18 protein-coding genes are annotated in these 23,920 nt (G+C 65.7%); 13 read left to right on the forward strand and 5 right to left on the reverse strand.

The annotated features are described in order from the left end of the window. Positions 1 to 169: 169 nt before the first annotated feature. From JANGC3_RS0104585 to JANGC3_RS0104620, 8 genes are all read left to right on the forward strand, one after another. Complete coding sequence (locus tag JANGC3_RS0104585; RefSeq protein WP_017875306.1) at positions 170 to 3,880, forward strand: nitrate reductase subunit alpha; 3,711 nt, start codon at positions 170 to 172, stop codon at positions 3,878 to 3,880. Further along, entirely contained in the window at positions 3,877 to 5,418 is a 1,542-nt protein-coding gene (gene narH / locus JANGC3_RS0104590) for a nitrate reductase subunit beta (protein ID WP_026132549.1), read from the forward strand. Before JANGC3_RS0104585 ends, narH begins: the two co-directional genes overlap by 4 nt. 17 nt (positions 5,419 to 5,435) lie before the next feature. Beyond that, positions 5,436 to 6,092, forward strand: a complete 657-nt coding sequence (gene narJ / locus JANGC3_RS0104595) for a nitrate reductase molybdenum cofactor assembly chaperone (RefSeq protein ID WP_026132550.1) — start codon at positions 5,436 to 5,438, stop codon at positions 6,090 to 6,092. 21 nt (positions 6,093 to 6,113) lie between these two features. Then, a complete protein-coding gene (narI, locus tag JANGC3_RS0104600) occupies positions 6,114 to 6,797 on the forward strand; it encodes a respiratory nitrate reductase subunit gamma (protein WP_017875309.1) in 684 nt (227 codons plus the stop codon). Positions 6,798 to 6,810: 13 nt separating this feature from the next. After that, complete coding sequence (locus tag JANGC3_RS0104605; RefSeq protein WP_017875310.1) at positions 6,811 to 7,557, forward strand: peptidylprolyl isomerase; 747 nt, start codon at positions 6,811 to 6,813, stop codon at positions 7,555 to 7,557. Positions 7,558 to 7,725: 168 nt separating this feature from the next. Beyond that, entirely contained in the window at positions 7,726 to 8,700 is a 975-nt protein-coding gene (gene moaA / locus JANGC3_RS0104610; protein WP_017875311.1) for a GTP 3',8-cyclase MoaA, read from the forward strand. Between the two features lie 136 nt (positions 8,701 to 8,836). Then, on the forward strand, positions 8,837 to 10,777 hold the full coding sequence (locus JANGC3_RS0104615; protein WP_017875312.1) for a type IV pili methyl-accepting chemotaxis transducer N-terminal domain-containing protein: 1,941 nt from the start codon (positions 8,837 to 8,839) through the stop codon (positions 10,775 to 10,777). A 34-nt stretch (positions 10,778 to 10,811) separates the two neighbouring features. Further along, entirely contained in the window at positions 10,812 to 11,474 is a 663-nt protein-coding gene (locus JANGC3_RS0104620; protein WP_017875313.1) for a response regulator, read from the forward strand. Positions 11,475 to 11,547: 73 nt separating this feature from the next. Here JANGC3_RS0104620 and JANGC3_RS28375 read toward each other — a convergent pair whose 3' ends face one another. Beyond that, positions 11,548 to 11,796: a heavy-metal-associated domain-containing protein gene (locus JANGC3_RS28375; RefSeq protein ID WP_017875314.1), complete on the reverse strand. Its 249-nt coding sequence runs from the start codon at positions 11,794 to 11,796 to the stop codon at positions 11,548 to 11,550. 337 nt (positions 11,797 to 12,133) lie between these two features. Here JANGC3_RS28375 and JANGC3_RS0104630 point away from each other — a divergent pair, with 337 nt between their 5' ends. Then, on the forward strand, positions 12,134 to 13,336 hold the full coding sequence (locus tag JANGC3_RS0104630) for an NnrS family protein (RefSeq protein ID WP_017875315.1): 1,203 nt from the start codon (positions 12,134 to 12,136) through the stop codon (positions 13,334 to 13,336). Positions 13,337 to 13,355: 19 nt separating this feature from the next. On the opposite strand, the gene JANGC3_RS0104635 is transcribed toward JANGC3_RS0104630, so the two are convergent. The 4 genes from JANGC3_RS0104635 to JANGC3_RS0104650 form a co-directional block, all read right to left on the reverse strand. Then, complete coding sequence (locus JANGC3_RS0104635) at positions 13,356 to 14,099, reverse strand: DUF481 domain-containing protein (protein ID WP_017875316.1); 744 nt, start codon at positions 14,097 to 14,099, stop codon at positions 13,356 to 13,358. Positions 14,100 to 14,206: 107 nt separating this feature from the next. After that, a complete protein-coding gene (locus JANGC3_RS0104640) occupies positions 14,207 to 15,163 on the reverse strand; it encodes an NAD(P)/FAD-dependent oxidoreductase (RefSeq protein WP_017875317.1) in 957 nt (318 codons plus the stop codon). 116 nt (positions 15,164 to 15,279) lie between these two features. Further along, positions 15,280 to 16,227, reverse strand: a complete 948-nt coding sequence (locus JANGC3_RS0104645; protein ID WP_157406449.1) for a hypothetical protein — start codon at positions 16,225 to 16,227, stop codon at positions 15,280 to 15,282. A gap of 152 nt (positions 16,228 to 16,379) precedes the next feature. Next, on the reverse strand, positions 16,380 to 16,571 hold the full coding sequence (locus JANGC3_RS0104650; RefSeq protein WP_017875318.1) for a Thivi_2564 family membrane protein: 192 nt from the start codon (positions 16,569 to 16,571) through the stop codon (positions 16,380 to 16,382). 497 nt (positions 16,572 to 17,068) lie between these two features. On the opposite strand from JANGC3_RS0104650, the gene ppc reads away from it, so the two are divergent. The 4 genes from ppc to eno all read left to right on the forward strand — a co-directional run bounded on the left by ppc (position 17,069) and on the right by eno (position 23,821). Then, complete coding sequence (gene ppc, locus JANGC3_RS0104655; protein WP_085945288.1) at positions 17,069 to 19,831, forward strand: phosphoenolpyruvate carboxylase; 2,763 nt, start codon at positions 17,069 to 17,071, stop codon at positions 19,829 to 19,831. Between the two features lie 66 nt (positions 19,832 to 19,897). Further along, positions 19,898 to 20,908, forward strand: a complete 1,011-nt coding sequence (gene gap / locus JANGC3_RS0104660; protein WP_017875320.1) for a type I glyceraldehyde-3-phosphate dehydrogenase — start codon at positions 19,898 to 19,900, stop codon at positions 20,906 to 20,908. A 75-nt stretch (positions 20,909 to 20,983) separates the two neighbouring features. Beyond that, positions 20,984 to 22,429: a pyruvate kinase gene (gene pyk / locus JANGC3_RS0104665; RefSeq protein ID WP_017875321.1), complete on the forward strand. Its 1,446-nt coding sequence runs from the start codon at positions 20,984 to 20,986 to the stop codon at positions 22,427 to 22,429. A 108-nt stretch (positions 22,430 to 22,537) separates the two neighbouring features. Beyond that, positions 22,538 to 23,821, forward strand: coding sequence for a phosphopyruvate hydratase (eno, locus tag JANGC3_RS0104670; RefSeq protein WP_017875322.1), 1,284 nt, complete (start codon positions 22,538 to 22,540; stop codon positions 23,819 to 23,821). Positions 23,822 to 23,920 lie beyond the last annotated feature (99 nt).

Consider the following 23,920-nt stretch of genomic DNA (forward strand, 5'->3'; position numbering starts at 1 on the left):
AGCTAGAAGGGACTAGGGCGCCTAGTCATTCTCGGCCCGCGGAACCGACTTCTTGCCAATACCCATTGCCGACCCCGCTGCGTAGACTGGCCCCATCGACGTTGCAATGCGTCCGTCTTGCAACGTTTTAATTACCCAGCATCGTTTGCGGTGCGTGTGTGGAGGCAGCATGAGTCACTTTCTGGATCGTCTGAAATTCTTCAACAAGCCCAAGGAAACCTTTTCCAACGGTCACGGCGCCGTCGTCGACGAGGACCGCACCTGGGAAAACGCCTATCGCCAGCGCTGGCAGCACGACAAAATCGTGCGCTCGACGCATGGCGTCAACTGCACCGGTTCGTGCAGCTGGAAGGTGTATGTCAAGAACGGCCTGATCACCTGGGAAACCCAGCAGACCGACTATCCGCGCACCCGTCCCGACCTGCCCAACCACGAACCGCGCGGCTGCCCGCGCGGCGCCAGCTATTCCTGGTACGTGTATTCGGCGCAGCGCGTCAAGTACCCGATGGTGCGCGGCCGCCTAATGGAAATGTGGCGCGAAGCGCGCCGCACCATGGACCCGGTGACGGCCTGGGACTACATCAGCCAGAACCCGGAACGGGCCAAGCGCTACAAGGAAGTGCGCGGCCTGGGCGGTTTCGTGCGCGCCAAATGGGACGAGGCCAACGAGATCATCGCCGCCGCCAACGCGCTGACGATCAAGAAATACGGTCCCGACCGCGTGGTCGGCTTCTCGCCGATTCCGGCCATGTCGATGGTCAGTTACGCCGCCGGCACCCGCTACCTGAGCCTGATCGGCGGCGTCGCCCTGAGCTTTTACGACTGGTACTGCGATTTGCCGCCGGCCAGCCCGCAGGTGTGGGGCGAGCAGACCGACGTGCCGGAATCGGCCGACTGGTACAACTCCACCTATCTGATGGTGTGGGGGTCGAACGTGCCGATGACGCGCACGCCCGACGCCCACTTCTACACCGAGGTGCGCTACAAGGGCACCAAGACCGTCGCCGTGTCGTCCGACTACGGCGAGATGGTGAAATTCGGCGACATTTGGCTGGCGCCGAAGCAGGGCACCGACGCCGCGCTGGCGATGGCGATGGGCCACGTGATCCTCAAGGAGTTCCACGCCGAGGGCCAGTCCGCGTATTTCCGCGGCTACGCCAAGCAATACACCGACTTCCCGATGCTGGTGATGCTCAAGGAGGCCAACGGCACGCTGGTGCCGGAATACTTCCTGCGCGCCTCGCACCTGGCCAACAACCTCGACGAGAGCAACAACCCGGAATGGAAGACGCTGCTGATCGACGACGCCAGCGGCGACGTCATCGCGCCGTCCGGCTCGATCGGCTTCCGCTGGGGCGAGTCCGGCAAATGGAACCTGGAGCAAAAAGCCGGCAGCAGCCGCAAGGAAGTCGACCCGCGCCTGTCGCTGATCGCTTGCAGCGACGCGGTAGTGCCGGTCGGCTTCGCCTATTTCGGCGGCAAGGACGCCTCCGACATGTTGATGCGTAACGTGCCGGTCAAGAAGGTCGTGCTGGCCGACGGCAGCAGCGTGCTGGTCACCACCGTGTTCGACCTGACGCTGGCCAACTACGGCATCGACCGCGGCCTGGGCGGCGGCAACGTTGCCACCAGCTACGCCGACGACGTGCCCTACACGCCAACGTGGCAGGAGAAGCACACCGGCGTCAAGGCCGCCGACGTCGTCACCGTGGCGCGCGAGTTCGCCCAAAACGCCGACCAGACCCACGGCAAGAGCATGGTCATCGTCGGCGCGGCGCTGAACCACTGGTACCACATGGACATGACCTACCGCGGCATCATCAACATGCTGATGATGTGCGGTTGCGTCGGCCAGTCCGGCGGCGGCTGGGCCCATTACGTCGGCCAGGAGAAGCTGCGTCCGCAAACCGGCTGGACCCCGCTGGCCTTCGCGCAGGACTGGAACCGGCCGATGCGCCAGATGAACGGCACCTCCTTCTTCTACGCCCACACCAGCCAGTGGCGCCACGAGAAGCTGCACACGTCGGAGATTTCCTCGCCGTCGGCCAACGGCGCGGTGGCGCAGATGTCGCTGCTGGACTACAACGCCAAGTCCGAGCGCATGGGCTGGTTGCCGTCGGCGCCGCAGCTGGAAACCAATCCGCTGGAGGTGACGCGCGCCGCCGCCGCCGCCGGCCAGGACGCGCGAACCTACGCGGTCGAGCAGATCAAGGCCGGCAAGCTGAATTTTTCCTGCGACGACCCGGACAACCCGGCCAATTTCCCGCGCAATATGTTTGTCTGGCGCTCGAACATCCTGGGCAGCTCCGGCAAGGGCCACGAGTATTTCCTGAAGTACCTGCTGGGCACGCAGAACGCCCTGATGAGCGACGAGAACGATTGCATCAAACCTAGCCACGTCAAAGTGCGCCCGGCCGTCGAAGGCAAGCTGGACCTGCTGGTGGTGCTGGACTTCCGCATGTCGACCACCTGCCTGTACGGCGACGTGGTGCTGCCGACGGCGACCTGGTACGAGAAGGACGACCTGAACACCTCCGACATGCACCCCTTCATCCATCCGTTGTCGGAGGCGGTGCAACCGCTGTGGCAGTCGAAGTCGGACTGGGAAATCTACAAGGGCATCGCCGAGAAGTTCGCCGAAATCGGCGGCGAGCTGCTCGGCACGCAGCGGGATCTGGTCCTGACGCCGCTGCTGCACGACACCCCGGGCGAACTGGGCCAGCCCTTCGATCCGAAGGACTGGCGCGCCGGCGAGTGCGAACCGATCCCCGGCAAGACCATGCCGAGCATGACCGTGGTCGAGCGCGACTACCGCGACGTCTACAAGAAGTTCACCTCGATCGGGCCGCTGCTGGAAAACATCGGCAACGGCGGCAAGGGCATCGGCTGGAAGACCGGACACGAGGTCGAGGTGCTGCGCGGCGTCAACCGCACGGTGCTGGAGGAGGGCGTCTCGCAGGGCCAGCCGCGGCTGGACACGGCCATCGACGCGGCCGAGATGATCCTGTCGCTGGCGCCGGAAACCAACGGCCACGTGGCGGTCAAGGCCTGGGCCGCGCTGTCGAAGATGACCGGGCGCGACCACACCCACCTGGCGCTGCCGCGCGAGCACGACACCATCCGCTTCCGCGACGTCCAGGCGCAGCCGCGCAAGATCATCTCGTCGCCGACCTGGTCGGGCCTGGAGAGCGAGGAGGTCAGCTACAGCGCCGGCTACACCAACGTGCATGAAATGATCCCGTGGCGCACGCTGACCGGGCGCCAGCAGTTTTACCAGGACCACCTGTGGATGCGCGATTTCGGCGAGGGCCTGTGCGTCTACAAGCCGGCCATCAACACCAAGACCACGGCGGCGATGCTGGGCGCCAAACCGAACGGCAACAAGGAGCTGGCGCTGAACTTCATCACGCCGCACCAGAAGTGGGGTATCCACTCGACCTACTCGGACAACCTGCGCATGCTGACGCTGTCGCGCGGCGGCCCGCACGTGTGGCTGTCGGAGGTCGACGCCAAGGCCGCCGGCATCGTCGACAACGACTGGATCGAGGTCTTCAACGTCAACGGCACGCTGACGGCGCGGGCGGTGGTCAGCCAGCGCGTCCCCGAGGGCATGACGATGATGTACCACGCCCAGGAGAAGATTATCAACGTGCCCGGCGCGGAGCTGTCGGGCAAGCGCGGCGGCATCCACAACTCGGTCACCCGGGCCGTGACCAAGCCGACCCACATGATCGGCGGCTACGCCCAGCTGTCGTACGGTTTCAACTATTACGGCACCGTCGGTTCCAACCGCGACGAGTTCGTATTGGTGCGCAAGATGAAAAACGTCGAGTGGCTGGAAGGCCCGCTGCAAGAGAAAGAGCAAGGAGTGGCAGTATGAAAATCAGAGCGCAAATCGGCATGGTGCTGAACCTGGACAAGTGCATTGGCTGCCACACTTGTTCGGTCACCTGCAAAAACGTTTGGACCAGCCGCGACGGCGTCGAGTACGCGTGGTTCAACAACGTCGAGACCAAGCCCGGCATCGGCTATCCGAAGGAATGGGAAAACCAGGACAAGTGGAACGGCGGCTGGAAGCGCGGCGCCTCCGGCAAGATCGAACCGCGCCAGGGCAGCCGCCTGAAGATCCTGGCGAACATCTTCTCGAACCCGAACCTGCCGGCCATCGACGAGTACTACGAGCCGTTCACCTTCGACTACGAGCGCCTGCAAAACGCGCCGCTGTCGGAAACACCGCCGACGGCGCGGCCGATCTCGGTGTTGACCGGCAAGAAGATGGACAAGATCGAATGGGGGCCGAACTGGGAGGACGACCTGGGTGGCGAGTTCGCCGCGCGCAGCAAGGACAAGCTGTTCGACAACATGCAAAAGGAGATGTACGGCACCTTTGAAAACACCTTCATGATGTACCTGCCGCGCCTGTGCGAACACTGCCTGAACCCGACCTGCGTGGCGTCCTGCCCGTCCGGCTCGGTGTACAAGCGCGAGGACGACGGCATCGTGCTGATCGACCAGGACAAGTGCCGCGGCTGGCGCATGTGCATCTCCGGCTGCCCGTACAAGAAGATTTACTATAACTGGTCGTCCGGCAAGGCCGAAAAATGCACCTTCTGCTACCCGCGCATCGAGGCCGGCCAGCCGACGGTGTGCTCGGAAACCTGCGTCGGGCGCATCCGCTACCTGGGCGTGCTGCTGTACGACGCCGACATGATCGAGGCGGCGGCGTCGGTGCCGCACGAGCACGACCTGTACGAGGCGCAACTGGGCCTGTTCCTCAACCCGCACGACCCGGCCATTATCGAGGAAGCCCGCCGCCAGGGCATTCCCGACCTGTGGCTGGCGGCCGCGGCCAAGTCGCCGGTGTACAAGATGGCGGTCGAATGGAAGGTGGCGTTCCCGCTGCATCCGGAATACCGCACCTTGCCGATGGTCTGGTACGTGCCGCCGCTGTCGCCGATCCAGGCCGCCGCCGAGTCCGGCAAGATGGGCTTGAACGGCATCCTGCCGGACACCCGCAGCCTGCGCATCCCGGTCAAGTACCTGGCCAACCTGTTGACGGCCGGCTACGAGGCGCCGGTCGTCACCGCGCTCGACCGCATGCTGGCGATGCGCGCCTACATGCGCGGCAAGAGCGTCGACAAGGTCGAAAACCTGACGGTGCTCAAGCAGGTCGGCTTGAGCCAGGCCGAGGTCGAGGACATGTACCACATCATGGCCATCGCCAACTACGAGGACCGCTTCGTCATCCCGAGCAGCCACAAGGAAATGGCCGAGGACAGCTTCAACGACAAGGGATCGTGCGGTTTCACCTTCGGCAACGGCTGCTCCGACGGCAGTAGCGAGCCTACGCTGTTCGGCAAGAAAAAATCCGGTTCGGCGATCTTCATGTCGATGCCGAAATCGCGCAAAAGCGCTTGATCGACGAGGAGACCGACATGCAACACTACCAGGTTCTATCCGCCTTGCTGCTGTACCCGGAAGCCGAACTGATCGCCAATCTGCCCGAACTGGCGCTGGCGCTGGCCGACACGCCGCCATGGCACGCCATGCTGCGCCCGCTGCTGGCGCACCTGGCCGGCACCGGCCTGATCGACCTGCAGCAGGAATACGTGATGACGTTCGACCGCACGCCGTCGCACTCGCTGCACCTGTTCGAACACATCCACGGCGAGTCGCGCGACCGCGGCCAGGCCATGGTCGACCTGATGGAGGAGTACCAGAAGCACGGCCTGGAAATGACCGGCGACGACTTGCCCGACTTCGTGCCGCTGTTCCTCGAATTCCTGTCGCAGCAGGACCAGGCCGAGGCCACCCGCCTGCTGTCGGACGCGATCCACGTGCTGGCCCACATCGGGCGCAAGCTGGCCGCCAACGGCAGCCCGTACGCGGTGGTGTTCGAGGTGCTCGAACGTCTTAGCCCGGTCGCCGCCGAGGCGCTGTCGGAGCCGCCGGTGCGCGACATGGACGAGGCGCTGGAAACCTTCGGCCCCAGCGCCGACGGCGTCGAACCGCTGCTGAAGAAGCTCGGCGCCGGCGTGCAGCCGATCAATTTCCACCCGACGGCAAGGCGCGCCGCCCAGAAGGCGGCTTAACAAGAGCACAAGGAGCGCATCATGGACTATCTGCATCAATTCGTATTCGGGATCTATCCCTACATCGCGCTGGCGATCTTCCTGCTCGGCAGCCTGATCCGCTACGACCGCGAGCAGTATTCGTGGAAGTCGGAATCGAGCCAGGTGCTGCACCGCGGCGGCCTGCGCGCCGGCAGCATCCTGTTCCACGTCGGCATCATCGGCCTGCTGTTCGGCCACGCCGCCGGCCTGCTCACGCCGGTCTGGGTGTGGCACGCGCTGGGCGTCTCGCACAGCTTCAAGCAGGGCGTGGCGATGGCCGCCGGCGGCGTCATGGGCGGGCTGTGCCTGGCCGGCGTGCTGATCCTGCTGGTGCGCCGCTTCGGCAACGACCGCCTGCGCGCCGTCACCACCTTCAAGGACAAGGTGGTGCTGCTGTGGATTTTGCTGACGCTGCTGCTGGGCCTGAGCTCGATCGCCGTCTCGGCCGGCCACATGGACGGCCACACGATGCTGCAACTGATGAACTGGGCGCAGCACGTCGCCACCTTCCGCGGCGACGCCGCCGCCTTCATCAGCGAGGCGCCGCTGATCTTCAAACTGCACCTGTTCATGGGCATGTCGCTGTTCGTCATCTTCCCGTTCACCCGCCTGGTGCACGTGTGGAGCGGCTTCGGCGCGCTGGCCTACCTGGGCCGCGCCTACCAACTGGTGCGTCCGCGCTAAAAGGAGAGGGACCATGGGCATATCCGTCAACGGCGTCGACATCACCGACCACGCCATCGAACAAGAACTGCCGCACCACCAGGACGCCGGCAACCCGCTCAAGCAAAGCGTGCACGAACTGGTGCTGCGCAGCGTGCTGCTGCACGAGGCCGACCGCCTGGCCATCGGCGGCGCCGACGACGACGCCCGCATCGAAGCGCTGTTCGCCCAAGAGGTGAAGGTGCCGGAGGCCGACGCCGCCGCCTGCGCCACCTTCTACCGCAACCAGCCGCGGCGCTTCAGCAGCGGCGCCATGGTCGAGGCGCGCCACATCCTGTTCCAGGTCACGCCCGAGGTGCCGCTGGAACTGCTGCGGGCGACCGGCCAGGCGGTGCTGGCCGAACTGCGGATCCACCCCGAGCGCTTCGCCGACCTGGCGCGCGAATACTCGAACTGCCCGTCGGGCGCGGTCGGCGGCAGCCTGGGCCAGCTGCCGCAGGGACAAACCGTGCCGGAATTCGACAAGTTGCTGTTCCGGCTGGCGCCGGGCGCGCTCGCCGACCATCTGCTGGAAAGCCGCTTCGGCCTGCACATCGTCCAGGTACTGCGGCGTGTCGACGGCGCGGCGCTGCCGTTCGACGCCGTGCACGCGCAAATCGCCGACCGCCTCAAGCGCGCGGCGTGGCAACGCGGCCTGCACCAATACCTGCGGATACTGGTGGGCCGGGCCGACGTCGAAGGCGTCGCACTGGAAGGCGCCGACACCCCGCTAGTGCAATAAAAAGAGCCGTCGAAAAAACAAAGCCGTCGAAAACAAAGCCGTCGAATCAACACCCGTAGCGCCGCCGACGGCCTAGTTCGAAATAACTACACCGCCTAGCCCCAAATACCCACAGCCAAGCGCGGCCCCAGCCGCTACAATCGTCCACCTAAAGAGAAGGAGTCTGCGATGCTACGCGACCGATTTGGTCGAACCATCGACTACCTGCGGCTGTCGGTCACCGACCGCTGCGATCTGCGTTGCAGCTACTGCATCCCGAAAGGATTCCGCGGCTTCGAAGAACCGCGACACTGGCTGACCTTCGACGAAATCGAACGCCTGCTGGCCGCCTTCGTGCGGCTGGGCACGACGCGGGTGCGCCTGACTGGCGGCGAGCCGCTGCTGCGGCGCGACCTGCCCTTGCTGGCCGGGCGCCTGTCGGCGCTGCCGGGCCTGCGCGACCTGTCGCTGTCGACCAACGCCACCCAACTGGCGCGCCACGCCGAGGCGCTGAAACGCGCCGGCGTCGGGCGCATCAACGTCAGCCTCGACTCGCTCGAGCGCGGCTGCATGGAAAGCATCACCGGGCGCGACAGCCTGGCGCCCATCCTAGCCGGCCTGCGCGCCGGCAAGGCGGCCGGCTTCGCGCCGATCAAGATCAACATGGTGGCCATGCGCGGCGTCAACGAAGAGCAGATCGACGACATGGTTGAATTTTGCATCGAACAACAGTTCATCCTGCGCCTGATCGAAGCGATGCCGATGGGCGCGACCGGGCGCGACACCGCCTACCTCGACCTCGGGCCGATCCAGGCGCGGCTGCAGCGCAAGTTCGGCCTGGTGGCGCAAGCGGCCGAACTGGGCGGCGGACCGGCGCGCTACCTGGCCACGCCGGACGGGCGCGGCAGCATCGGCTTCATCACACCGATGTCGCAGCACTTCTGCGCCAGCTGCAACCGGGTCCGGCTGGCGGTCGACGGCACGCTGTACCTGTGCCTGGGCCAGGAGGAGAAATTCGAATTCCGTCCGCTGCTGCGCGGCGGCGCCAGCGACGCCGAACTGGAGGCGGCGATCCGCGCCGCCATTGAACTGAAACCGCGGCGGCACGACTTCAGCGCGCAGCCCGACAAAATCCTCCGCTTCATGGCGCAAACCGGAGGATAAAGGAAAAAGACGCCGGCAACGCGAAGCCCGCCCTTGCCCCTGGTTTCAAACCCATCAACGGCGATTCCCGCCTATACTGACGTCAAACCGGAGGCTACGATGCAAGGCAAGGCAATGGACGGCAAGCGCAGGGCATATGGTGCGTGAAGCCATCCGCTCGTCGTGGGAAAAACTGTCGACCAAAATCGTCGGCGCGCTGCTGTTTTTCCTGACCCTGGCGCTGCTGGCGATCGGCGCGACGCTGTTCCTGTCGTGGCAACTGGAGGGCAGCTCGGCGGCCATCAACGAAACCGGCAGCCTGCGCATGCAAAGCTACCGCCTGTCCATGCTGCTGACCCGGCTCGACGCCGAAGCGCTCGACGCCGGCCTGCGCCCGGCCGCCGCGCGCCAGGTGCAACTGATCGACTACACACTGCGCCGGCTGCAGCGGGGCGACCCGCAGCGCCCCTTGTTCCTGCCGCCCGGCAGGGACATCCACGACGAATTCGAGCGCATCGACCAGGCCTGGTGGCGCAGCCTGCGCCCGGACGCGGCCAGCCTGCTGGCGCCGGGCGCGCGCCAGCCGGCGCGCCTGCTGGCCTTGCAGCGCAAGGCCGAGGACTTCGTCGCCCAGGTCGATGGCCTGGTGCGCCTGATCGAACGCGACAGCGAGCAACGCGCCTTCTGGCTGCGCGGCTCGCAACTGGGCTTGCTGGGCATGGCGCTGTGCGGCACCGTCAGCATGATCTACCTGATGTTCATGCTGATCATCGAACCGGTGACGCGCCTGCGCGAAGGCATGCAGCGCATGAAGGACAAGGACTTCGGGGTCCGCCTGGCGGTCGAGAGCGACGACGAGTTCGGCCAACTGGCCGACGGCTTCAACCGGATGGCCGACCGGGTCCAGGCGGTGTACGGCAAGCTGGAGGAGCGCGTGCGCGCCAAGACGGCCGAACTGGAGGAGCAGAACCGCGAACTGGCGCTGCTGTACGACATCGCCGCCTTCCTGCAACTGCCGCTGCCGGTGGAAGCGCTCGGCGAGGGCTTCCTGCAACGCATCCGCCTGTATTTCGGCGCCGACGGCGGCTCCGTGCGCGTGCTCGACGCCGCGCGCGGCAACCTGCACATGGTGGTGCACCACGGCCTGTCGGCCGAACTGGTCGAGGCCGAGCACTGCCTGAAGGTCGGCGACTGCCTGTGCGGCGAGGCCGTGACGAAAAAAATCACGATGGTGCACGACATGCGCAGCATCGACCGCGGCTACAAGCTGCAGTGCCACCGCGAGGGTTTCGCCACCGTCTCGGTGTTCCACATCCACGCGCACGGACAGCACATGGGCTTTTTCAACCTGCATTTTCGCGAGCCGAAGGAATTCGACAAGGCCGAGCAGGCGCTGCTGGAGACGTTGGGCCGGGTGCTCGGCATCGCGCTGGAAAACCTGCGCCTGGCCGCGCGCGAGCGCGAAATGGCGATTTCGGAGGAGCGCAACCTGGTGGCCCAGGGCTTGCACGACAGCATCGCCCAGAGCCTGAACTACCTGAACCTCCAAGTGCAGATGCTGGACGACTCGGTCAAACAGCGGCGCCTCGACGAGATCGCCGGCATCGTGCCGGCGCTGCGCATCGGCGTCCAGGAGAGTTACGAGGACGTGCGCGAACTGCTGCTGAACTTCCGCACCCGGCTGATGGAAGACGACCTGATCGGCTCGCTGCGAACCACCATCGACAAGTTCAGCCGCCAGACCGGCATCGCCGCCGAGCTGGTGGCCGACGTCGACGGCGCGCCGTTTCCCCGCGAGCAGCAGCTGCAACTGCTGTTCATCGTGCAGGAGGCGCTGTCGAACATCCGCAAGCACGCGTTGGCCAGCCGGGTCGAAGTGCGGCTGCAGGACAGCCAGGACTTCACCCTGACGATCCACGACAACGGCATCGGCTTCGACGCCGCCACCCTGCTGCAAAAGGGCGACAGCCACGTCGGCCTGAACATCATGCGCGAGCGCGCCCAGCGCATCGACGCCAGTTTCGCGGTTGACTCGGCGCCGGGGCGCGGCACCACCGTCGCACTGCGGTTGCGCCACGAACAGCGGCGCGCCGCCTGAACCACTTTATAGAAAACGAGAAAACGCAACCACCATGGATACACCCGAAAAACCAATCAGCGTGCTGCTGGTGGACGACCATACCCTGTTTCGCAGCGGCATACGCTCGCTGCTGCAGCGCCACACCGAGTTCGCCGTCGTCGGCGAGGCGGCGGACGGCGTCGACGGCATCAAGCGCGCCAAGCAACTGCAACCCGACGTCGTGCTGCTGGACTTGAACATGCCCGGCATGTCGGGCGTCGAGACGCTGCAACTGATGCAGCAAGACTGCCCCGACGCGGCCATCCTGATCCTCACCGTCTCCGAGGACGCCGAAGACCTGGCGGCGGCGCTGCGCGCCGGCGCCAGCGGCTACCTGATCAAAAACATCGACGCCGACTACCTGGTGCGGGCGATCCGCCGCGCCGCCGCCGGCGAAACCGTGGTGGCCGAGGCGATGACGGGCAAACTGGTGGCGCAACTGCAGGCCGGCAGCCAGCGCGGCGAGCCGGCCTCGGAACTCGACAAACTGACGCCGCGGGAAAAGGACATCATCGGCTGCCTAGCGCGCGGCGAGAGCAACAAGGGCATCGCCCGCACGCTCGACCTGGCCGAAAGCACCGTCAAAATCCACGTCCAAAACGTCCTGAAAAAACTCAAACTGACCAGCCGCGTGCAAGCGGCGGTGTACGCGGTCGAACACCGCCAAGCGAAATAGGGCGACGCGGCGCCCTTGCTTGAGCAGCCCAGGGCGCCCGCCGCCGCGCCTAGCCCGAGCGCCGCTTGAACAGTCAAGAACCGCAGCACCCGCCACAGCAACCGCCTGCCTCGGCCGTCTCCAGGCGATACCCGGCCCCGTTCAGCGCCGACTCCAAGCGCGCCGGCGTGGCCAGCGTCTCATCGATTTGCACGGTGGCGCGCTGGCCGGCCAGCGACACGCTGACCGAGCCGATGCCGGCCAATGCCCGCAGCGTGCGCGTGACCATATCGGCGCAGCCTTGGTTGTTCATACCCTGGATCTTCAAAATCTTCGTTTGCATAACAGCCTCGTGGCGAAATCGGTTAAAAGTGGACATTCGGCGCGCCGCGGCGATATCGAAGAGCGCCGCGGCGGCGAACCCAAGCAGCTTAGGCGAGCCGGCAACGCCAGTCCAGCGCGGCGCGCCGGCATCTGCGAAATCCTTGATCCAGGTGAATTCCGCGCTGCGCCCCCCGGCGTGCGACCGCGCCGGCGCGGGTTATTCGTAGGTCGGCTTAGCCCAAAGTGCGTAACCCGACAACCATCTGCCGCCCGCGACCTAGTTCCATATGCCGTTGTGCCGGCGCGCCAATAAAAGTAGCATCAGCACCATGTCTTTGAATATAAGCGAGAGAGTGATGAGCCTGTTATCGATCGACGAACCCGGCGGCGGCAAGCGCGCCGCGCTGTGGCAGGGCGGCCACGCCGTCTGGCGCCTGGGTTTCCGTCCGTTCTACCTGATGGCGGCGCTGTTCGCGGCGCTGGCCGTGCCGCTTTGGATCGCCCAATACCTGGGCTGGCTGCGCGGCTGGCCGCGAGTCGGCCTGGGGTGGCACATGCACGAAATGGTGTTCGGCATGGCCGTCGCCGTGGTCGTCGGTTTCCTTTTCACGGCCGCGCGCGCCTGGACCGGCGTGTGGACGCCGCGCGGCGGCCACTTGGCGGCGCTGGCGGCGCTCTGGCTAGCCGCGCGCGTCGCGCTGCTGGTCGCGCCCGGCGCGCCGGCTGCGGTCGTCGACATCGCCTTCCTGCCGCTGTGCGCCTGGCCCTTGTACCGCGTGCTGGCGCAGTCCGGCAACAAGCGCAACGTCTTCCTCGCCGTCTTGCTCGGCTTGCTGGCGATCGCCAACTGCCTGTACCACGCCGCCGCGCTTGGCCTGCTGGCACTGGCGCCGACGGTGCCGGTGCAGGCGGCGATCCTGCTGATCGTTGTCATCGAAGCGGTCATCGGCGGGCGCGTGATCCCCATGTTTACCCGCAACGGCGCGCCCGGCACCAACGCCGTCGCCAATCCGCGCCGCGACGTCGCCGCCATGGTGCTGCTGGTGGCCGCCTCGCTGGCCTGGGTCGCCGGCGCCCCGGCGCCGCTGAGCGCCACGCTGGCGCTGGCGGCGGCGTCGGCCTCGCTGGTGCGCCTGGCCGGCTGGCAACCGCAGCGCACGCTGGGCGTACCGCTGCTGTGGATAATGCACCTGTCGTACGGTTGGATTCCGATCGGCTTCGCGCTGCTCGGCGGCGCCGCCTTGAACCTGGTGTCGGCCAGCGCCGCCTTCCACGCGCTGACGGTCGGCTCGATGGCCGGCCTGATCATCGGCATGATGACGCGCACCACGCTGGGCCACACCGGCCGGGCGCTCAAGGCGGGGCGGGCCGAGACGGCGATGTTCTGGCTGATCCAGCTTGGCGCGGTGGCGCGCTTGCTCGCCGGCGTCGGCCCGGCGGCGTGGTACGACACGGCCCTGGTCGCCGCGGCGCTGTGCTGGACGCTGGCGTTTGGCTTGTACGCGCTGACCTACGGTCCGTATTTACTGCGCCCGCGCATCGACGGCAAGGAAGGCTAAGCCGCGGGCATTGCCAGCCTCAGAACGAATACACCAGCGTCACCGAGGTCTGGGTGTCGGTGTTTTTCTTGTCGTCGGGCACAACGGTGTCGTTGCGCGCGATAAAGGCGGCCTTCATCTGCATGGTGCCGTTGATCTTGGTGCTGAGCGCCGCCTCCGCGCTGGAATGGACGTTCGAGGTGCCGCGTTCGACGCTGAGCGTCTGCGAAAACACCGCCGACGGGCTGATCTTCCATTTCAGCGCGGCGGCGCCGCGCACCGTGAAGCCGCGTTCGGTTTCGCCGTCCGTGCGCACGCCGGTGAAGTAGCCCGGGCCGACTTCGACATCGATACTTTTGCCGCTGGAACCGTACCAGCGCGAGCCGTGGCCGACGCCCACCGTCGTATACCGGCTATAGGCGCCGAACTTGTCGTCCACGTGCGAGGCCAGTACGAACAGCTTTTCGCCTTCCTGCATCAGCTTGTAGGCCGACTTGGCCGACAGCGAGAAGCGCTCGCCCGAACGTTCGCGGACTCTTTCGCCGTCGTCGAGGGTGGTTTCGTCCTCCTTGAAGTAGCCGCTGACGATGTAGTCGTTGCTCCAGCTATCCAATTCCTGCTTGGCGTCGATTTTGCCGGTGACCGAGGCGCCGACCGTGTTACCGGAGGTGCTGATGGCGCCTAGCTCGGCCGACGTGCTCCAGCCTGTTTCAATGCTTTCCGTGGCGGCGGCGCCGGCGTGTACGCCGGCCAACGCCAGCGCGAGAATCGAGAATAATGTCATGTGCAATAGGGTGGCCGCCGGCGCTTGGCGCAGACCCGCCCAGGCTATCGGCCGGCCACCTTGGTGGTGAAAAAGGAATCCGCATTGTAACTGAGCGCGGCGCGGGCCTACGTCCGCTTGGCGCGCCAGGGCAACGGCAGGCTGTTGTGGATAGCGGTGGCGGCCACCGCCGCTTGTCCCGCCGCCACGCTGATCTGGTTCAATCCCTGGCACACGTCGCCGACCGCGTACAGCCCCGGCACCGCGGTGCGCTGGTGCGCGTCGGTGAGCAATTTGGCGCAATCGGCGCTGCCCGCGCCCAGCCCGGTGGCCAGGTCGGAGCGCGCGGTTTCCCCCAGCATCGGGTAGAGCACGTCGACGCGGTAGCTTTCGCCGTCCTTGGTGTGCAGCAGCGGCGCCTTGGCGGCGCTCAGGGTTACGCCCAGCAACGGCGAGGCGATGTAGCGGATGCCGGCGTCGCGCATTTGCTGGCGCTCGGCCTGGTCCAGCGGCGGCGCGCCCTCGGCGCGTTCGAACAGCGCGACGTCGCTCGAATAGGTGCGCATGAACAGCGCGTGGGCGGTGCGGTTGTGCTCCGACGACACCACGGCGATGCGTTTGTCGATGACGTCGAAGCCGTCGCACACCGGGCACAGCCGCACCGCGCCGCTGGCGACGGCCTCGCGCCAACCCTCGACCGGCAAGCCGCCGTCGGCGGTGCCGCTGGCCAGCACCACCGTGCGCGCCTGGATGTCGCCGCCGCCGCCGGCGCCGTCGTGGCTTGCCACGAACAGCTCGCCGCGCCGCTCCAGCCGCGTCACCTCGCCCCGCGTGACGCCGGTGTCGTAGCGTAGCAGTTGCCGGCGCAGCCGCTCCAGCAGCAGCGCGCCGGGAACGCCGTCCGGGAAGCCGGGGAAATTGTGGCTGACCGGGATCAGCCCGAGGCGGCTGTTGCCCTTGTCGACGATGGCGACGCTGCGGCAGAAGCGGCGCAGGTAGATGGCGGCCGTCAGGCCGCCGGGGCCGGCGCCAATGACCAGCGTGTCAACGATCTGCTCGGAATGGGGGAAGGGCGCAATGGGCATGGGGCACCGGGTGGGCTGTCGGCAAGGGGAGGAGCCATTATCGGCGGCGTGCGCCGGCGCCGCAATCGGCACCCGCCTAAGTTGGTGTCGGAGTGCGATTACAACGCGGCGCCGCGTCAGGTGCGCGGCCCCGTGTCGCTGCGGGCGTCGCCGATTGCCGCAACCGGGGTAACGGCCTGCACCGGCGCGACGGCTGGCACCCTGGCGCGGCTTGGCGCCGCCGGCTCGATGTTGGTGGCGGTTCTGAACGGGCCTTGGTTGAGGTGGTAGGCGGCGAGGGCGGCCGCGACGGCGGGGTCGCGCGCCAGCAGCTTGGCATGGTCGATGTCCGGTGGTGGCGCCGGGACCGGCGCGGCCGCCGCGGCCCGCTCGCGTTGGGCAATATCGGTTCGCGGCGGCGCTGCCACTTCGACGGACGGGAGCTGGACGGCGTCCGCCGCGCTGTCGTCGGGGATATTGACGACGCCGCCGGCGGCAACGGACGCGCTAACAACGGCGGCGATGTCGCTGGCGGGCCGCGCGAGTGCGGCGCCCAGCTCGGCAAACTGCGCGGCGGTGCGCTCTAGCCGCGCTAGCGTTTGCCGCGGGTCGGCCTCGGCGGCGGCGCGCAGCGCCTGCACGTCCACGCGCAGGCGCGCCGCGTCGACGCCGGCGGGCGTGGGCGCAACGCTCGGTATAGGCTGCGGCAAGGTAAAGAAGGCGGCCGCCGAGTCGTTGTCGGGCTGGGTGAAGGTGTGCAGCAACCGTTCCTCCAGCAAAACGTCGGCCGGCGTACGGCTGGCCTCGACGCCGCCGGCGCGCAACACGTTGAACGCCTGCGCCAGTTCCTGGCCCGCCGCTTCGGCATCGGCGGCGGTGGCCACGCGCTGGTCGGCCAAACGTTTGCGCGCCAGCGCCAGCGACGACATGAACAGGCCGAGCCGGGACAATTCGACGGTGCTCGATTCCACCACGGCCGGCGCCACGGACGCGGCGGCGGCGTTCGGACCGAGCGGCGCAGTCGGCGGCAAGGGAGCCGCCGCGGCAACGCCGGACGGCGTCACGGGGGAGGGAAAGGGCATCATGGAGCGCCTCGCGCGGTTGGTTGTATGGCTTCATGCTAGCCGTTCCACGTCCATGTTCCGTTCGCCGGCCCACACAGGGGCTTGCTTGCCGGGTCGCCGACGAAAAAAACCCGGCGCGAAGGCCGGGCTTGTTGCTACGCGCCGGGCGTACGCTACAGGTTCAGACGCGGCAGATAGCCGCCTGGAATAATGCCGAACACCGACAAGACGATCAAGATCAACAAGATAATGAAGAGCACGCGGACGATTTGGCCTACCGGCGCGGGCAGGGGCAGCATGCTGATGAGCCACCAGATGAGCCCGAATACCACGAGGTAGACGATGAGGGTGATGATGACGTTCATTTTTTTTCCTCTAGGGATGCGATATTGTGGAGAGAACAAAGCCACGATAGCGCTAAAGGAATCACTTCACCGTTCGCTAGGGCACATAGCGGCGCCGGCCGGGCCAACGCCGCGGCATTCACCACCGCCGGGCAGGCAGCATCACGCCGCGCGTATGGTTTTTGTCGGAATCATTACGGAAGCTGGTTGCTTTTACCTAAAATACGTAGTAAATTTACATTAACGTAGCTGACCAGCCTGCTTTGAGCGCCATATGGCCGCTCAAACCGGGTAAAGCGGGTACGGCGGCCACGGAGCTTGCGGCTTTTCGATGTAAATATCCTACAAATATGAATCATAGTGTGTCGCGTGGCTGTAAAAATCATTCTGTCCGGTGTCTCCGATTTTTGCGCCTTGCGGCCGTGTGAGCTTTTAAACCGGGCGTCGGCGCCGGGGGCACGACGCGCCGTCAGACTGGCGGCGCGCGGCTTCGGACCGGGCCCTTCAAAGTGGTAGATATGCAATCTATAGACGAAGTGAAAGACGAGCTGCTGAGCGGCGATATCCGGCAACTGGGTCGCCTGCTTGGCGATGCGATCCGCAGCCATCTGGGCGAGGTGGCTTACGAGCGCATTGAAAACGTGCGCCAACTGGCGATTCGTTTCCGGCGCGACAACGACGAGCAGGCCCGCGGCCAACTGGCCGATTCGTTACAGGCGCTGTCGCAAGAGGAAAGCACGCAACTGATCCGCGCCTTCAGCTACTTCTCGCTGCTGGCCAATATTGCCGAAGACCAACACCACATCCGCCGCACCCGCGCCCATTTGATCGCCGGCTCCAAGCCGCGCCAGGGCAGCCTGGCGAACGCGGTCGGCAAGGTGTACGCCGCCGACCAGGGCGACGCCCTGCTCGGCTTTTTCGACGACGCCTACGTCGGCCCGGTGTTTACCGCCCATCCGACCGAAGTGCAGCGCAAGAGCATTCTGAATTGCCAAATGTCGATCGCGCGCCTGTTGAACGAGCGCGACCGCTACCAGATGACGCCGGAGGAGGCCGCCCACAACGAGGAGGCGCTCAGCCGCGGCATTATGACGCTGTGGCAAACCCGCCTGTTGCGCAACACCAAGCTGTCGGTGATGGACGAGGTGGAAAACGGCCTGTCCTTCTTCGACCACACGATTTTGACCGAATTGCCGCAGATGTACTCGTCGCTGGAGACCATGTTGGCGCAGCGGGACGAGCGCTGGGTCGACACCGAATTGCCGACCTTTATGAAGGTCGGCAGCTGGATCGGCGGCGACCGCGACGGCAATCCCTTCGTCACCGCCGCGGTGCTGCGCAGCACGCTGCAACGCCAATCCGACAAGGCGCTCGACTTCTACCTGGGCGAACTGCACAAGCTGGCCTCGCAACTGTCGCTGGCCGAAAAGCTCAACGCCTGCACCGGCGCGCTGCGCCAACTGGCCGAGCGCTCGGCCGACCAGTCGCCGCACCGCCTCGACGAGCCGTACCGTCGCGCCATCTACGGCATCCACGCCCGCGTCGAGGCGACCCGCGCCGGCATGGCGGCCGGCGCCGATGCGCCGCGCGCAGCCGGCGCCAACGCCGCCGAGGCGCCGTACGCGTCGGCCGCCGAGTTGCTGGCCGAACTAGACGTCGTCCACCAGTCGCTGGTCCACAACGGCCTGCGCACGCTGGCCCGCGGCCGCCTGCGGCAGATCCGCCGCGCCGTCAAGGTGTTCGGCTTCAGCCTGGCGCCGCTCGACCTGCGCCAGAACTCCGACGTGCACGAGCGCGTCATCGGCGAGCTGTTCGCCAGCGTGCGCCCGGGCCTGGCCTACCAGGGCTTGTCGGAAGACCAGCGCGTCGAGCTGCTGCTGTCCGAGCTGGGTTCGCCGCGCCTGCTGGTGTCCCCATACCAGACGTATTCCGAGGAAACGCTGTCCGAGCTGGACATCTTCCGCGCGATCAAGGAAGCGCACCGCACATACGGCCCCGAATCGGTGCCGAACTGCATCATTTCGAAGGCCGCCAGCGTCTCCGACTTGCTTGAGGTGGCCTTGCTGCTGAAGGAAGTGGGCTTGCTGAGCCAGCAGGACGGCACCCTCGACGTCAACATCATTCCCCTGTTTGAAACCATCGACGACTTGCGCGCCGGTCCGGACATCATGGCGCGCGCCTTCGGCTTGCCCTTGTACCGGCGCCTGCTGGAGTCGCGCGGCAACCAGCAGGAAGTCATGCTGGGCTATTCGGACAGCAACAAGGACGGCGGCTTCCTGACCTCCGGCTGGGAACTTTACAAGGCCGAAATCGACCTGGTGTCGGTGTTCAAGCAACACCGCATTCAATTGCGCCTGTTCCACGGCCGCGGCGGCTCCGTCGGCCGCGGCGGCGGGCCGAGCTACGAGGCGATCCTGGCGCAGCCGGCCGGCGCCGTGCAGGGCCAGATCCGCCTGACCGAGCAGGGCGAAGTCATCACCGCCAAGTACGCCAACCCGGAAGTGGGCCGGCGCAACCTGGAGGTGCTGGCCGCCGCGACGATCGAAGCGAGCCTGCTGCATCCGCAGCGGCCCGAGCCGAGCGGCGCCTACCTGGGCGCGATGGAGGAATTGTCGGGCGAAGCGCTGCGCGCCTACCGTTCGCTGGTGTACGAGACCGACGGCTTCGAGAAATATTTCTGGGAGTCGACCGTCATCGCCGAGATCGCCGCGCTGAACATCGGCAGCCGCCCGGCCTCGCGCAAGAAATCGACGTCGATCGAGGACCTGCGGGCCATTCCCTGGGTGCTCAGTTGGGCCCAGTGCCGGCTGATGCTGCCGGGCTGGTACGGCTTCGGTTCGGCGGTGCGGCATTACCTGGCGGCGCATCCGGCCGACGGCCCGGCGCTGCTGCGCGAAATGTACCGCGACTGGCCGTTCTTCACCTCGCTGCTGTCGAACATGGACATGGTGTTGGCCAAGAGCGACATTGCCATCGCCGGCAAGTACGCGGCGCTGGTCAAGGACGCGGCGCTGCGCGTAGCGATTTTCGAGCGCATCCGCGCCGAGCACACGCGCACGCTGGACGCGCTCAAGCTCATCACCGGGCAAGAGGAACTGCAGCAGGCCAATCCGCTGATGCAGCGCTCGATCCGCCACCGCTTCCCCTACATCGACCCGCTGAACCACTTGCAGGTCGAGTTGCTGCAGCGCTTCCGCGACGGGCGCCAGGACGACAAGGCCCGCACCGGCATCCATTTGTCGATCAACGGCATCGCCGCCGGCCTGCGCAACAGCGGCTAGTAGTTAGCAATGCAATGAAAGCCAGCGGCGTATCAGCGCCTTAACAATAAATATCTAGGAGACAGCATGACGATCAAAGTTGCAATCAACGGTTATGGCCGCATCGGCCGCAATGTCTTGCGCGCATTCTACGAAGGCGGCAAGCGGCAGGACATCCAGATCGTCGCCATCAACGACCTGGGCGACGCCAAGTCGAACGCCCACCTGACGCGCTACGACACGGCGCACGGCAAGTTCCCCGGCACCGTCGCGGTCGAAGGCGACAACATGATCGTCAACGGCGACCGCATCCGCGTGTTCGCGCAGCGCAACCCGGCGGAAATCCCGTGGGGCGAGCTGGGCGTGGACGTCGTGCTCGAGTGCACCGGTTTTTTCACCACCAAGGAAAAGGCCTCGGCCCATCTGGTCGGCGGCGCCAAGAAAGTCATCATTTCAGCGCCGGGCGGCAAGGACGTCGACGCCACCATCGTCTACGGCGTCAACCACGCCGTGTTGAAAGCGTCCGACACCGTCATCTCGAACGCCTCCTGCACCACCAACTGCCTGGCGCCGCTGGTCAAGCCGCTCAACGACGCCATCGGCATCGAAACCGGCCTGATGACCACCATCCACGCCTACACCAACGACCAGGTGCTGTCCGACGTGATGCACGAAGACCTGCGCCGCGCCCGTTCGGCGACGATGAGCATGATCCCGACCAAGACCGGCGCCGCCGCCGCGGTCGGCCTGGTGCTGCCCGAATTGAACGGCAAGCTGGACGGTTTCGCCATCCGCGTGCCGACCATCAACGTGTCGCTGGTCGACCTGTCGTTCATCGCCAAGCGCGACACCACCGTCGACGAAGTCAACGCGCTGCTGAAGGCCGCCTCGGAAGGCGAACTGAAGGGCATTCTGACCTACCAGACCGAGCCGCTGGTGTCGATCGACTTCAACCACAACCCGGCGTCGTCGAACGTCGATTCGACGCTGACCAAGGTATCGGGCCGCCTGGTGAAAGTATCGTCGTGGTACGACAACGAATGGGGTTTCTCGAACCGCATGCTCGACACCACCGTTGCCTTGATGGCAGCGCAATAAACCCGCCACTCCACCACCTACAGAAAGGACGGCACGCCAGCCCTGGCCCGTGCCGCTAAAGCCATGCAAAGCCCTATGCAACGCGCGACAAAAATTGTAGCCACCGTCGGACCGGCGTCCAACGACCTGCAAACCCTCATCAAGATGTTCAAGGCCGGCGTCAACGTCGTGCGCTTGAACTTTTCGCACGGCAAGGCGCAGGACCACATCGACCGCGCCGCCATGGTGCGCGAGGCGGCGGCCTATTGCGGCCGCGAAGTGGCCATCATGGCCGACATGCAGGGTCCGAAGATCCGCGTCGGCAAGTTCGAAAACAATAAGATCCAGCTGGAAAACGGCGACAAGTTCATCCTCGACGCCAAGTGGGGCGAAAACGGCGAACTGGGCAACCAGGAACGCGTCGGCCTCGACTACAAGGAACTGCCGCGCGACCTGAAGAACGCCGACGTGCTCTTGCTCAACGACGGCTTGATCGTGATGGTCGTCGACAAGATCATCGGCAGCGCCATCCACTGCACCGTGCGCATCGGCGGCGAGCTGTCGAACAACAAGGGCATCAACCGCCAGGGCGGCGGCCTGACCGCGCCGGCGCTGACGGCGAAAGACATGGAAGACATCAAGACGGCGATGAGCTTCCAGGCCGACTACCTGGCCATTTCCTTCCCGAAAAACGCCACCGACATGGTGATGGCGCGCCAGCTGGCCAACATCGCCGGCGAACAGTACGACCACAAGCCTTTGATGATCGCCAAGATCGAGCGCGCCGAGGCGATTCCCGCGCTGCAGGAAATCCTCGACGCGTCCGACGGCATCATGGTCGCGCGCGGCGATTTGGCGGTGGAAGTGGGCAACGCGGCCGTGCCGGCGCTGCAAAAGCGCATGATCAAGATGGCGCGCGCGTCCAACAAGCTGGCCATCACCGCCACGCAAATGATGGAGTCGATGATCGTCAACGCCGTGCCGACCCGCGCCGAAGTGTCCGACGTCGCCAACGCCGTGCTGGACGGCACCGACGCCGTCATGACCTCGGCCGAAACGGCGTCCGGCCGGTATCCGGTTGAAACGGTGGAGGCGATGGCCGCGATCTGCCTGGACGCGGAAAAATGGGACAGCTGCAAGCTCGACGCCGACTTCCTGAACATGACGTTTACCCGCATCGACCAGTCGATCGCCTACGGCGCGCTGTTCACGGCGCACCATTTGCGCGTGAAAGCGATCGCCACGCTGACCGAGTCCGGTTCCACGGCGCTGTGGATGAGCCGCCACCATATCGACGTGCCGATCGTCGCGCTGACCCAAAGCGTGTCGACCCAGCGCAAGCTGGCGCTGTATCGCAACGTCAGCACGCTGAACCTGATCCAATCGAACGACCGCGACGCGGTGCTGAAAGCGGCCGAAGACCTGCTGCTGGAACACCGCCTGGTCGAGCGCGGCGACACCGTCGTCATGACCTGGGGCGAGCCGATGGGCCAGGTGGGCGGCACCAATTCGCTTAAAATTACGAAGATCGGCCAGCACTGAGTTAAAGTGCCGCCGCATATGAGTACCGTGGGCCGGATTGGCAAGGCGTGATCCGGCCTAAAAAAGAAGCAACCATATAATCAACGAATTACACTGGAGTACAGAACAATGAGCGTTATCGTAGAAGTGACCGGCCGTGAAATCATCGATTCGCGCGGCAATCCGACCGTGGAATGCGACGTGTTGCTCGAATCCGGCGCCACCGGCCGGGCGGCCGTGCCCTCGGGCGCGTCGACCGGTTCGCGCGAAGCGATCGAGCTGCGCGACGGCGACCCGAAGCGCTATTTCGGCAAGGGCGTGCTGAAGGCCGTTGAAAACATTAACACCGTCATCGCCGACGTCGTCACCGGCCTGGAAGCGCACGAACAAGCTTTCCTGGACCGCATGCTGATCGACCTGGACAACACCGACAACAAGAGCAACCTGGGCGCCAACGCCATGCTGGCCGTGTCGATGGCCGTCGCCAAGGCGGCCGCGCAGGAAGCCGGCCTGCCCTTGTACCGCTATTTCGGCGGCTCCGCCGAGATGCGCATGCCTGTGCCGATGATGAACGTCATCAACGGTGGCGCGCACGCCGACAACAACCTCGATATTCAAGAGTTCATGATTATCCCGGTCGGCGCGCCCACCTTCAAGGAGGCGATTCGCTACGGCGCCGAGGTGTTCCACACGCTCAAGAAGATCTTGCAGAAAAAGGGTTTGACCACGGCGGTCGGCGACGAGGGCGGTTTCGCGCCGTCGGTGGCCAGCCACGAGGAAGCCATCAAGCTGATCATCCAGGCGATCGAGGAAGCCGGCTACCAGCCGGGCACGCAAATCGCGCTGGGCCTGGACTGCGCCGCCAGCGAGTTCTACAAGAACGGCAAGTATGAACTGGAAGGCGAGGGCCTGAGCCTGACGGCAACCGGCTTCACCGAGTTGTTGGCGAGCTGGTGCGACAAGTACCCGATCATCTCGATCGAAGACGCGATGGCCGAAGGCGACTGGGAAGGCTGGGCGATTCTGACCGAAGCGCTGGGCAAGAAGGTGCAACTGGTCGGCGACGACCTGTTCGTGACCAACACGACGATCCTGAAAGAGGGCATCCAGAAGGGCATCGCCAACTCGATCCTGATCAAGATCAACCAGATCGGCACCTTGACCGAAACCTTCGCCGCGATTGAAATGGCCAAGCGCGCCGGTTACACCGCCGTCATTTCGCACCGCTCCGGCGAGACGGAAGACTCGACCATCGCCGATATCGCCGTCGGCACCAACGCGCTGCAAATCAAAACCGGCTCGATGTCGCGTTCGGACCGCATGGCCAAGTACAACCAGTTGCTGCGCATCGAAGAAGAACTGGGCATCGCCACCTCGTACGCCGGCCGCGACGCCTTCAACATCAAGTCGTAACGGCATCAAGGCGCCGACGGCGCCAAATGACACCAAGGGCGTCAAACCGGGGTCGGAGCTTCAGGTCCGACCCCGGTTTGACGCCCTTGGTTTTTTATT

This window comes from Janthinobacterium sp. CG3 (assembly GCF_000344615.1).
In the GTDB taxonomy this organism is placed as follows: domain Bacteria; phylum Pseudomonadota; class Gammaproteobacteria; order Burkholderiales; family Burkholderiaceae_D; genus Janthinobacterium.